13 protein-coding genes are annotated in these 12,571 nt (G+C 30.7%); 3 read left to right on the top strand and 10 right to left on the bottom strand.

Going from position 1 to position 12,571, the window contains the following annotated elements; genetic code table 11:
* Positions 1 to 531: 531 nt before the first annotated feature.
* The 3 genes from rpmF to DQN46_RS01430 form a co-directional block, all read right to left on the bottom strand.
* Positions 532 to 708, bottom strand: a complete 177-nt coding sequence (gene rpmF, locus DQN46_RS01440) for a 50S ribosomal protein L32 (RefSeq protein ID WP_004633176.1) — start codon at positions 706 to 708, stop codon at positions 532 to 534.
* A 35-nt stretch (positions 709 to 743) separates the two neighbouring features.
* Complete coding sequence (locus tag DQN46_RS01435; RefSeq protein WP_111742743.1) at positions 744 to 1,253, bottom strand: YceD family protein; 510 nt, start codon at positions 1,251 to 1,253, stop codon at positions 744 to 746.
* Between the two features lie 87 nt (positions 1,254 to 1,340).
* Complete coding sequence (locus DQN46_RS01430) at positions 1,341 to 2,243, bottom strand: 1,4-dihydroxy-2-naphthoate polyprenyltransferase (protein ID WP_004633178.1); 903 nt, start codon at positions 2,241 to 2,243, stop codon at positions 1,341 to 1,343.
* Positions 2,244 to 2,418: 175 nt separating this feature from the next.
* Here DQN46_RS01430 and DQN46_RS01425 point away from each other — a divergent pair, with 175 nt between their 5' ends.
* Complete coding sequence (locus DQN46_RS01425) at positions 2,419 to 3,282, top strand: NAD(P)-dependent oxidoreductase (RefSeq protein WP_004633179.1); 864 nt, start codon at positions 2,419 to 2,421, stop codon at positions 3,280 to 3,282.
* A gap of 88 nt (positions 3,283 to 3,370) precedes the next feature.
* Here DQN46_RS01425 and DQN46_RS01420 read toward each other — a convergent pair whose 3' ends face one another.
* The 7 genes from DQN46_RS01420 to hrcA all read right to left on the bottom strand — a co-directional run bounded on the left by DQN46_RS01420 (position 3,371) and on the right by hrcA (position 11,214).
* Positions 3,371 to 4,270, bottom strand: coding sequence for a S66 family peptidase (locus DQN46_RS01420; protein WP_224207428.1), 900 nt, complete (start codon positions 4,268 to 4,270; stop codon positions 3,371 to 3,373).
* Positions 4,251 to 5,306, bottom strand: a complete 1,056-nt coding sequence (locus DQN46_RS01415) for a hypothetical protein (RefSeq protein ID WP_224207427.1) — start codon at positions 5,304 to 5,306, stop codon at positions 4,251 to 4,253. Before DQN46_RS01415 ends, DQN46_RS01420 begins: the two co-directional genes overlap by 20 nt.
* Before the next feature lie 18 nt (positions 5,307 to 5,324).
* Positions 5,325 to 6,272: an HD domain-containing protein gene (locus DQN46_RS01410; protein WP_111742742.1), complete on the bottom strand. Its 948-nt coding sequence runs from the start codon at positions 6,270 to 6,272 to the stop codon at positions 5,325 to 5,327.
* Positions 6,273 to 6,456: 184 nt separating this feature from the next.
* The gene (gene dnaJ, locus DQN46_RS01405; RefSeq protein WP_111742741.1) at positions 6,457 to 7,614 is read right to left on the bottom strand and encodes a molecular chaperone DnaJ; all 1,158 of its coding nucleotides are present in this window, start codon (positions 7,612 to 7,614) and stop codon (positions 6,457 to 6,459) included.
* Positions 7,615 to 7,686: 72 nt separating this feature from the next.
* The gene (gene dnaK / locus DQN46_RS01400; RefSeq protein ID WP_111742740.1) at positions 7,687 to 9,510 is read right to left on the bottom strand and encodes a molecular chaperone DnaK; all 1,824 of its coding nucleotides are present in this window, start codon (positions 9,508 to 9,510) and stop codon (positions 7,687 to 7,689) included.
* A 112-nt stretch (positions 9,511 to 9,622) separates the two neighbouring features.
* The gene (grpE, locus tag DQN46_RS01395) at positions 9,623 to 10,186 is read right to left on the bottom strand and encodes a nucleotide exchange factor GrpE (RefSeq protein WP_111742739.1); all 564 of its coding nucleotides are present in this window, start codon (positions 10,184 to 10,186) and stop codon (positions 9,623 to 9,625) included.
* 14 nt (positions 10,187 to 10,200) lie between these two features.
* Positions 10,201 to 11,214: a heat-inducible transcriptional repressor HrcA gene (gene hrcA / locus DQN46_RS01390; RefSeq protein ID WP_224207426.1), complete on the bottom strand. Its 1,014-nt coding sequence runs from the start codon at positions 11,212 to 11,214 to the stop codon at positions 10,201 to 10,203.
* A gap of 306 nt (positions 11,215 to 11,520) precedes the next feature.
* On the opposite strand from hrcA, the gene DQN46_RS01385 reads away from it, so the two are divergent.
* Positions 11,521 to 11,964 (top strand): DUF1307 domain-containing protein, encoded by a 444-nt coding sequence (locus DQN46_RS01385; protein ID WP_111742738.1) that lies wholly within the window; start codon positions 11,521 to 11,523, stop codon positions 11,962 to 11,964.
* A 24-nt stretch (positions 11,965 to 11,988) separates the two neighbouring features.
* Positions 11,989 to 12,432 carry a DUF1307 domain-containing protein gene (locus tag DQN46_RS01380; protein ID WP_111742737.1) on the top strand — a complete coding sequence of 148 codons (444 nt, stop codon included), beginning with the start codon at positions 11,989 to 11,991 and terminating at the stop codon, positions 12,430 to 12,432.
* Positions 12,433 to 12,571: the final 139 nt, after the last annotated feature.

The raw sequence follows: 12,571 nt of genomic DNA, 5'->3' as shown, positions 1-12,571 counted from the left end.
ATTAAATACTTCTTTCTTATAATATTTCTTTAATTTTTAAAATAAACCATTTTTTATTTTTTATACATATCCTAAATATAATTTTATTATTAAAATAGCTTTAATACTTTTTGTTATGAAGAATTTTATATTTTTTTCTATTAAGGATTAATTATTATTTTACTAAATTAAAAACTATTTGTCTAGGAGTAAATTTGTTTATCTAGGGGAATATACCTAAAATCACTAAATATATCTTAGTGCTCGCTCATACATATTTTTAGTAACACTAATTATTCTGCAAATACACTTAATTACTCTCTGCTAAATAATAAATAAAACAATTACATTTGGATATTGTATACACATATTTTTTATCTATATAACTTTATAACTATAACAAATCTGAATCTCTGTAGGCTATAAATCCTCTCCTTGGACCTCAATTGGATATTAAGCTATAAATTTTTTTATAATTTTTAAATATATAATTAAATTTATTGTGCCTAAAAAAACCTAAGGACACCTCCTTAGGTTTTGGTAATATTTAAATTATTTAACGTCTAGAACTTGTCTACCTTTATACATACCAGTTTTTCTATCAACGCGGTGACCCATTACGTAGTTACCAGTTGCTGCATCGATAGTGATTGATGGTGCAGATAGTTTTTTGTGAGTTCTTCTTTTTCTTTTAGCTGTTTTTGATGTTCTTCTAAAAGGAACTGCCATAGTTAATTTCCTCCAATTATTTTAAATAATTCTTACTATTCTTTGAATAAACCATTAAGAGCTGCGAATGGTGACTCTTTTGTTTCTTCTTTAACACTAGTTAAAGACTCTTCAGAAAGGAGTTCCCAATCTTTTCCAGAAACAAGTTCTGCCTCTTCATCATCTAATGACGATGTAATTGGTATATTCAAAATTATAAGCTCATTTACTAAAGGTGCTAAGTCAATATACATGTCCATAAGACTAACATCAAATGCATCTTCATCTGCAAAAACAGATTTATCAATGTATTCTTCTTTTTCTTCGATTTCAAATGGGATAACTACATCTTTAAGTGTTTTCCCAGAAATCATCTCAAAAATACCATTAATCTTTAAGCTGACATATATTTTATCTTGGCCACCTCGAGTTAATATTCCACTCACAACAACATCTTTAATATCTTTTAAAGAGTTATCATAGTGTTCTACTTTAACATTTATTTTTTCTTCAAAAATAAAAGTATCACTATTATTTTTGAATAACGAAGATCTTAACCATTTCATTAAATATCACCTCATAAACACATTATTTATTATATATCTTTTATCTTAAGATGTCAACAAAAAATGTTGACATTATTTGTTATTTTTTTAATACACTATAAATTTTAAAATATTAGCAAGCGCCATAATAAATCCTACAAAAATAGTCAATTTAGCTGTAAGAACCATAAATGGTGCCATCGTTTTTTTGTCAGTATTTTTTCTAAAACCTTTTATTATTTTAAGCGCTAACGGGATAGTAAGCAACACTAATAAATTAAATAAACTACCTAACTTAGTAAAGGCAAAAATAATATTTAATATATACATAATGCTTATACCTATAGCTAATGATTTAATAGCGTACTCCCTACCTACTAATATTGCATATGTTCTTCTTCCAGAAACTTTGTCATTTTCCAAATCTCTAATATTGTTTGCTAGAAGTATCGCTCCTATCATTAGAAATAGTGGCAGCGAGACAATTATTATATCAAGATTAATATATTCCGTCTGGAAATAAAACGATAAAGCAATTATAACCGTACCCATAAAAAATCCTGAAACAATCTCACCAAATGGCGAATAAGCTATCGGATAACTACCACCAGTATAAAAGTAGCCAGCCAGCATACAAATAAGCCCAATTATTAAAATATAATAACTAGTTAGCATAGTTAAAACAATTCCTAAAACAAAAGCCAAGAAATACAACAATATAGCCCCTTGCATAACTTCTCTACTACTTAAATGTCCTTTAACTATCGAGCCAGAAATCCCTTCAGAATCTATTTTGTCCAGACCTTTTTTATAATCATAATACTCATTAAATAAATTTGTTGCAGCTTGTATTAACAAACATGCTACTAAAAATAAAATAAATTTCAAATACGAAAATTGCACATTATAACCTAAAGCAAATGTCGTTCCAACTAGAACCGGTGCTACTGATGCTGGATAACTATGTGGTCTTGTGCACAAGAAAAATTCTTTTAGTTTACTTTTATCCACTACTACCTCCTAAAAATTTTCTCTGTCTCAAATATTATATCATAAGTTATATCGTTTTATATAGTTTGCGTTTGATACATGACTTATTTTTATTTCTTATTATATTTCAGTAGAACACTTACAGGGCTTATGGTATAATAAAATAAACAGTAATTTATAAACGGAGGAGCGAATTATGAAAATTGCATGGATTGGTATTGGTGTTATGGGAGAAAGCATGGCAGGACATTTGTTAGATGCTGGTCATGAACTGTTTGTTTACAACAGAACTGTGTCTAAAACTGACGGTTTAGTTAAACGTGGTGCTACCTTACTAAAAGAAGTAAAAGATGCTCCACTTAATGCTGATGTTATTTTCTCTATGGTCGGATATCCTAAAGATGTTGAAGAAGTATATCTTGGAGAAAATGGCCTAATAAAAACTGCAAAAGAAGGACAAGTTTTTGTGGATATGACTACATCTTCTCCTACATTAGCAAAAAAAATAAGCGAAGAATTCGCAAAAGTTGGTGCCACTGCATTAGACTTACCTGTTACCGGTGGTGATATTGGCGCAAAAAATGGAACGCTGTCTATTATGGCAGGTGGTGACAAAAAAGTTTTCGAAGAAACCGTTCTACCTCTAGTGAAAAACTTCGGGAAAAACATCACATATTTTGGTGAAGCTGGCAAAGGGCAATATACAAAACTTGCAAATCAAATTGCTATTGCTACTACAATGATTTCAGTAGCTGAAAGCTTCAAATTTGCAAAAGAAGTAGGACTTAATTTAGATGATTTCTTCAACATTGTTTCTACTGGTTCAGGTGGAAGTTTTTCTATGACTTCTTATGGCCCACGTATTCTAAAAGGTGATTTCAAACCGGGATTCTTTATTCATCACTTTATAAAAGATATGCGCCTTGCTCTAGAAGAATGTGAAAAAATGAATATCAAATTACCAGGTTTAGAAACTGCTTATGAAGTTTATAATGAACTTGAAGAAGAAGTTCGTAACACTAACGGTACTCAAGCTATTTCTAAATGGTATAAACTTTAAGATTTTTTGCGAAAAATCTGTTATTAAAAACTCTATAAAATTAAAGCTTTCAAAGGAAGATATGCTTCTCTTTAAAAGCTTTTTAATTTTATAGTTTTATTTTTTGCCCGATAACAAGAATTTTAGAATCTTTACTATGGCCTACTTCAGTAGTTTTTGCAATAGGGATATTTTCAGGAACAAAATCTTTTAATATCTCATAAATATCTTCGTTCTGCAAATTCTGTTCTATTTTGGTAAATGTTCCTAATAACAATCCTGATATTTTGTTAAAAACTCCTATTTGCTTTATCTGTGTTAAAAGAGTAATTAGCCCCTCAATCGTAGTACTCATTCCTTCTAAAAACAAAACTTTATTATCCAGATTTGGAAAATATTCTGTCCCAGCAAGTTTTAAAAAACACCTAATATTTCCACCAACTACAATTCCTTCAACACTTTCTCCTTGCATAAACTGCCAAGAAACATCAGTTAAATCATTTTTATTATATATTAATGTTCCTTTAAAATCAGCGCGTCTTTCTACATTATCAAGTATATTCATAATTTGATACAAATATGTTGCCTGCTGAGTTTTTTTAGTTATGGCGTTAAGAACAGTCGTTAAATCACTATATCCGAAAAATGGTTTATTATTCTTACAAATAATCTCATAATCCAAATAATCAAGTACCTCATTAGCCAAATCTCCACCAGAAATATCGAAAATAGCTTTTATACTATCATCTTCATAAAATTTCATAAGTTCATTTGCTCGCCATTTAGCTAAAGCACTTCTTCCGAATTTCTCTTCGTAGACATAGGTACTAAAAACAGGAACTAAGCTCATATCTTTTAATACTACTTCTAGCTTTTCTAATCGTGCTCTGCCTTCTATTTTTTTGCCATTAGAACACACTACTAAGGCAATTTTATCATTTACTTTTAACATATTATTTACTAAACCTTCTACACAATATCTAAACTTTTTATTCAGTTCTACTTTCAATATAATATTTAGAACGGCTTTGTCCACCCTCATATTTTTTATTATTCAGACGAAGAACCATTTGTCCATCTATTTTTCCATTTTTAAAATTGTTTATTAAAGGAATAATAACCTTATCTCCCTCTATAATCCATTTATCTGGGTTGCTAGGTGATGTGGCATTTACTCCACCAATTCCACCAAATGCAGCTAGATACATCTTATCCTTTTTGAAATAAATTAACTCTGCATTAGCGATACTATTATTATACTTCTCTTCATTACCTTTGTAACTATCATCAACTTCCTTATATTTTATATTTTTAAATGTTGATACTTTTTCATATATTTGAGCAGAATTATAAGTATCTTTAGATGCTGAATTATACATATCTGTGATTTCCGCTAATGATAATGGTACAATATTTATTCCTCTTGAGGTTTTAACATGTCTTGTAAAATCAGATGCATATGCAAAAACACCTATCATATTATCCATACCACCACCTAAACTAACATTAAAATATTTACGAACAATTTCTCCTGCTGCTTTCTTATCATGTTCTTTATTATCAAAATTAATTTGGTTCCATTTTAGTTTATCGTTATTATTAAACTTATAATACAATTCACCTAAATCATCCCCTGTTGATTTTAATTTTCCTCCATCAACTCGATAAGATCCTATAAATTCATTAATACCATTTATTTTATTATCATTTAAATATCCGCCTATACGGAAAAGGATTCTATCATAACCTTCACTATTATCTATCGCATAATATACCGTTGGCCCAAATTTTTTCAATATGTCTACAGTCTTTTGTGGCAGTTTTAATTCTGAATTAAAATCATCAATGTTTGTTAAAGTTGATAATTTTTCAACAAGCAGTGTTGTTTCTTTATCTGATTTATTTCCATCTGTATTTATATTTACATTATTATTTAGAGTTAAATTTTTTTTCATTCCCACATACTTAACAATTCCAAATGTGCAAGCAGCTACTATAACTAATATTGTAATAACACTTAATATATATTTTTTTCTTTTATTCACAATTTATTTTTCCCTTCTTTAATTTTCTTCTTTATCAAAAGTCGGCACATAGAAATGACGCCCTTCTAAACCAAATAATTTATCACTAAATGTTCCGGGTTCAACGTTAGTCAGATTTTTTTCAAACATCATCATACGAGCATCTATATTATCGATAAAATTGATAATCTCCGCTTCTTTTATCATCGGTAACTTTGGAGAACCAAATTCATACTTACCATGGTGCGCCAAAATAATATGACGTAGTAAAATAATTTCTTCCCCATCTATACCAAGCTTGTCAGCAGTTTTTGCTACTTCGTCACTCATAATAACTATATGACCTAGCAATTCTCCTTCTAATGTATATGACGTCCCGATAGGTCCACTTAACTCAATAGTTTTACCTAAATCATGAAGAATTATCCCACTGTATAATAAATCTTTATTTAATGATGGATAAATCTCTAACAACGCCTTAGCTACTTTTAACATCGTTGTAGTATGATAAATAAGGCCTGAATAAAAATCATGATGCATAGATTTCGCCGCTGGATAACTAACAAACTGTTTTTTATATTTATTTAAAAGTTCTATCGTGACAGCTTTTAGCTTTTGATTGCCTATTTCCTTTAAAAACTGATTAAGTTCACTTATCATAACTTCTTTAGGAATAGGTGCAGTTTGAATATAATCTTGGATATCTATTTCATCATTTTCTGTAGCCATACGATAATTTTTTATCTTAAGTTGTAGCTTTCCACGATAATCTAACACCGTTCCATCTATAAAAACCATATTCCCTGGTTTTAAATTTTCAGTGTCTTCGTCCTTTACTTCCCAAATTTTCCCATCAATACTTCCTGTCTTATCTTTTAAATATAATGTTAAATAAGGTTTCCCGCTAGTCGCAATACCTCTTACCACATTATCTAATAAGAAGAACATACTAACTTCTTGATCTGTTTTAAATTCACTAATAAACATTTTATTCTCCTTTTCAATAAATTTAATCCACTATGCTTTTCATATACTATTTTACTAGGGATTTTCAAAAAATTCAAATGAATTTAATAAAAATAAAAAAACCTCAAGTATTTTAAACTACCTTCAAAAATCTATATAATCTAAACTCTAAAGGTTAGTTTTCTTCTACTTAAGGTTTATTATTTTAGTCAAATAAATCTTTAGCTTTTCTGCTTACTTTATCTAAAAAGCTCTCATCTTCATTTACTTTTTCATTTTTCAATTTTGCTAGTTCCATATATAGTTCTCTTTCACGTGTTGAAAGATTTTTAGGAATCTCGATTGATACTACGATGTAATGATCACCCTGACCATAACCCATAACATTTTTTACACCTTTTCCTGCTAAGCGGAATTTTCTTCCGTGTTGTGTTCCTGCTGGAACAGTTAGTTCAATCTCTCCTGTTAAAGTACGAACATCTATTTTTGTTCCTAAAGCAGCTTGTGCTGGTGATAATGTTAATTTTGTGTAGATATCATCATCTTCTCTGTGGAAATATGAATCCTCAGGTACACTTACTTCGATGAATAAATCACCTGCTGGTCCCCCATTTTCTCCTGCACCACCTTTACCTTGAAGGCGAACACGTTGACCAGAACTGATACCTGCTGGAATCTCTACTTCGTACTCTACTTCACGGTTATTATATCCTTTACCAAAGCAATGAGCACATTTGTCTTTTATAATTTTACCACGTCCTTGACATTCCGAACATGTTCTTTGGCTTTGCATTCTTCCAAATGGTGTATCTTGAATAACAGCTTCTTGTCCAGTTCCGTGACATCTTTGACAAGTAGTAACAGATGAACTATCTTTCGCTCCTGTTCCGTGACAATGATCGCACTCTACATCTTTGCGAAGTTTAATAGTTTTTTTCGTACCAAAGACAGATTCTTCAAAACTAATATGCATTCTATGAAGTAAATCTTCCCCTTGACGAGGTGCATTAGGATTACGACGTCCACCGCCTCCTCCAAAGAAACTTGAGAATATATCTCCCAAATCATCAAATCCACCAGAGAATCCTTGGAATCCTCCTCCAAAGCCTCCTGCTCCGCCGAAGCCTCCTTGACCTCCATTACCGAAAGCTGCATGGCCGAATTGATCATATTGAGCTTTTTTATTGTCATCACTTAGAACTTCATATGCTTCTGTGATTTCTTTGAATTTTTCTTCAGCACCTTCCTCTTTATTTATATCCGGATGATACTGTTTTGATAGCTTACGATATGCTTTTTTTATTTCTGCTGCACTTGCTCCTTTACTAAGACCAAGCACTTCATAATAATCTCTTTTAGCCATTATTACCTCTCCTATAATTTCAAATGAGGGAGCGAACCTAAGTCCAGCTCCCCTCTTTTACTTTATATTCTATTATTTTTTCTCAGTGAAATCTACATCGATTGTATCATCATCTTGTTTTGATGAAGTTGCTCCTGCATCTGCACCTTGAGCTCCTGCTGCAGCATTAGCTTGTTCATAAAGTTTCATTGTCATTTCTTGAACAGCTTTGTTTAAATCATCTTTTGCTGCTTTGATTTCTTCTAAGTTGTTGTTTTTAATAGCTTCTTTCAGAGCTTCATTTTTTGTTTTGATTGTATCGATTAAAGCTTGGTCTACTTTCCCTTCTGCTTCTTCTACTGCTTTATCAGCTTGGAATGAAAGTTGATCCGCTTCGTTACGAATATCAGCTTCTTCTTTACGTTTAGCATCAGCGTCAGCATTAGCTTCTGCTTCTTTAACCATTCTATCGATATCTTCATCACTTAATGAACTACTAGATTCAATAGTAATTTTTTGTTGTTTTTGTGTTCCTAAATCTTTTGCAGTAACATTTACGATACCGTTTTTATCGATATCAAATGTAACTTCGATTTGAGGTACTCCACGTGGTGCTGGTGGTATATCTGAAAGTTGGAATCTTCCTAGTGTTTTGTTATCAGATGCCATTGGTCTTTCACCTTGAAGCACATGGATATCAACAGCTGGTTGGTTATCTGCTGCTGTTGAGAATACTTGAGATTTAGATGTTGGAATAGTAGTATTTCTTGGGATTAATACTGTCATTACAGATCCCATAGTTTCGATACCTAATGATAAAGGTGTAACGTCTAATAATACTACGTCTTTAACATCCCCTGTGATTACCCCTCCTTGGATAGCAGCACCCATAGCTACTACTTCGTCTGGGTTTACACCTTTATGAGGTTCTTTGCCCATTTCTTTTTTGATAGCTTCTTGAACAGCTGGAATACGAGTAGATCCACCTACTAATATTACTTGGTCAATTTCACTTGGGTTAAGCCCAGCATCACTCAATGCTTGACGAGTTGGTACTAAAGTTTTTTCTACTAAATTACGAGTTAATTCATCAAATTTAGCACGTGTTAAAGTATTTTCTAAGTGAACTGGTCCATTAGCTCCTGCAGAGATAAATGGTAGAGAAATTTGAGTTGATGTTACACCAGATAAATCTTTTTTAGCTTTTTCTGCTGCATCTTTAAGACGTTGCATTGCCATTTTATCTTGTGATAAATCGATACCTTGTTCTTTTTTAAATTCTGCTACTAAGTAATCGATAATAGCTTGGTCAAAGTCATCCCCACCTAATAGGTTATCTCCTGATGTAGCTAATACTTCAAATACACCATCTCCTAATTCAAGGATAGATACGTCGAATGTACCACCACCAAGGTCAAATACTAATACTTTTTGATCGATATCAGTTTTATCTAAACCATAAGCTAGCGCTGCTGCTGTCGGTTCGTTAATAATTCTTTCTACTTCTAATCCAGCGATTTTACCAGCATCTTTTGTTGCTTGACGTTGAGCATCGTTGAAGTATGCAGGTACTGTGATTACCGCTCTACTAACTTTTTCTCCAAGATAAGCCTCAGCTGTTGCTTTTAAGTTTTGTAAAATCATAGCGGAAATTTCTTGTGGAGAATAATCACGACCATTTACATTTTCTTTATAATCTGTACCCATGTGACGTTTGATTGAAATTACTGTATTTGGGTTAGTAATTGCTTGACGTTTCGCTACTTCCCCTACTTGAATTTCATCACCTTTAAACGCTACTACAGAAGGAGTTGTTCTGTTACCTTCTGGGTTAGGGATAATTTTAGCTTCCCCACCTTCTAAAACTGCTACTGCACTATAAGTTGTACCTAAGTCGATACCAATAATTTTTGACATATTTTTGTCCTCCGTTTTCTATAATTTATTCAAAAAATTCATGTCTATTTGTTAAAATAATTTTATTCTAACAAAATTTCTAATTGCTTAATTTAATCTTTAATCCGTCTGCCTACTGGTTAACTTTCACCATTGCTGGACGAATTACTCTATCTTTTAATTTATATCCTTTTTGGAAAGTATCTAAAATCACTCCACTTTCCTTATCACTTTCTTCACCTTGCATTACCGCATGATGAATATTTGGATCGAACTGAACATTTTCAGTTTCTACTTCTTCTACACCTTCAGTTTTCAAAACATTTAATATTCCTTCGTAGACCATTTCTACACCTTTACGAAGAGCCTTCACTTCTTCATTATCGCTGTCTACTTGTAATGCTCTTTCCAAATTATCTAAACTTGGTAAAATTTCTGTGATAACTTTTTGACTCTTATAAATATTATTCGTTTCAATTTCTTGATTTTTACGACGTTTAAAATTTTCAAACTCCGCATAAAGTCGTAAATATTTATCTTCAGAAGCTTTTACCTCTTCTTCTAATTTTTCTATTTTTTCTTGAAGCAGTTCTTCTGCTGTTTTTTCTTCTACTACTTCTGTAGTCTCTTCAGCATTTTCAGAACTCTCTTCAACTACTTCTTCTTGTAGATTTTCATTTTTTTCTTCAGTAGTCATCTCTACCTCCTAAATTATTTCAAATTATTATTTAAATTATCTCTGACACAACCAATTAGTGTCATAATTTTTGAATAGTCCATTCTCTTCGGTCCAAATACGGCGATAACACCTTGACCTTTTGATGTATTATATTTACTAGATACCAGCGATAAATCTGCCAAATTATCTAATGCAAGTTCCTTTCCTATTTTTATACAAGTATCTGAACTATTAGCATCTATGCTACTATCTAGCAATTCGACTATTTTATCATCTTCTAAGAGCGATACTACTTCTTTTAATTTTTCTACATTATCTATATCAGGTTGTTTTAATAAATTATACTTACCACCCAACGCTACAGTCTTCTTAATTTTATGTTGAAGTAATCTATTTAATGCAACAACTATCATGTCATAATTATTAACTCGAGTTTTCAAATATTTTTCTAGCTCTCCGTGAATAATTACATGGGCTGTTGCCATATCAACATCATAAAAATAACTTTGAAGAAGTTTATTAACCTCTGCTATATCATTTTCAGTAAAATCTGCATCAAGTTTATAGTTTTGTTGAAAAACTTCTCCTATATTAGTTATCAATATAACAAGAATACTTCTACTACTAAGGAGTATAACTTCTATTTTATTTATCCGCCTATCTGTCTTTGTCGGAGCAAGTATAACCGCCGTACAATCAGTTAAATCAGATAAAATTATAGCATTTTTTTCTAAATAGTTATCCTCTGAAACATAATCACCGCTTATAAGTTCCTTTAATTTTTCATTATCATTATTAGTAAGCTCATATTCTTTCTTTATATAATCTACATAATAACGATAACCTTTTTCCGACGGAACACGCCCTGATGAAATATGTGTTTTCTTTATCAACCCTTCTTTCTCAAGTTTGCTCATATCGTTTCTGATAGTCGCCGAACTAAAATCGATATTCTCAGCTAGTTGCTTAGATCCAACAGGTTGATTAGTAGTTATAAAATTTTCTACTATAGATTGAAGAATAAGTACTTGTCTGTCTATTAACATTTTCATCACCTATCTTCATTTGTGATTTTAGCACTCAAGACACTCAAGTGCTAATCACATTATTAATATATCATTTTAGTCAAAAAAAGTCAATAGATTTTCGAAAAGTTTTTTTGACTTTTTTTGACTTTTGTTTTTTATGCAACAAACACTTGAAATAACTGTTCTTGTAATTTTAATTTATATTATTAAATTAAAGTTAAAAAGTAAATTAACGTTTTAACTTATTATTTTCACTTATTATTTTCACTTATTATTTTAGTGTGATATAATGGATACTAATACAATAGAATAAGAGGTGTTATAATGAAAAAAATATTTAAATTCTGTGCCTTACTTTTATCTGTTGCACTATTATTAACAGCTTGTGGTAGCAAGGAAAAGACAAAAGTTTATACAGAAACAAGTAATAATCAAGAACATGTATCTACTATTTATTATAAGGGCGATACGGTAAATAAAGTCATTACTGTTTCAACTCTAAATAATAATGTTTCAAACCTAGATAGCGCTCTAGAAACAGTCAAAAAATCTTTTTTAAAGAAACCAAATTTCGATGGATATACGCGCTCTGCTGAAATTAAAGATGGAAAAATTGTTCTTACTACTGAAACTGACTACAATAAACTAGATTTTGAAACATATAGAGGAAGAATCCATCTATCAGGTTCTGCTACACTTGAAAATGAAAGAAAGTTAAGTAATGTAGAAAATAACCTTAAAAAAGAAGGCGCTACTGAGAAAAAATAATACAAATTATATTGAGGTGAAAAAATGAAAAAAATATTAAAATTAATTACACCATTACTTGCAACACTATTCTTGCTTACAGCATGTTCTAGCGAAAAAACAAAAGTATATACTACAACTTTTGGAAATGGTCAAGAAAATGAAACAACTATTATTTATAAAGGAGATGTCGTAAACAAGATAAAAACTATATCTAATATTAAAGATCTTGGTGCGGATAGTAATTTTGCTTTTGAATCTATCAAAAAATCAATTGATGAAAAAAATAAAGATATCAAAGGTCTTACGTATAATGTAGAGAAAAAAGACGACAAAGTAGTAATTACATGGGATTTAGATTTTGATAAAGTAGATTTTGATAAAGATAAAGATCGTCTACATCTTAAAGGTTCTTCTTTAGGTGAAGAAAGAAAATTATGCTACGTTGAGGAAAATATCAAAAAAGCTGGTGGCGTAGAGAAAAAATAACAATTTATTAGCGTTTGAAAAGTTAGAATTAATAGTCTAATTTTTTGAACGTTTTTTATTATATAAGTAAAAATGGTTTTTATTCTCAGCTTTCTTGTATATTCAGAGAAATTCTTGTATAATATTAAACGAAATACAG

Origin of the sequence: Gemella morbillorum (assembly GCF_900476045.1) — a bacterium.
Classification (GTDB): Bacteria; Bacillota; Bacilli; order Staphylococcales; family Gemellaceae; genus Gemella; species Gemella morbillorum.
Note: the sequence above shows the minus strand (reverse complement) of the source record. Positions and strands in the feature narration are given on the sequence as shown.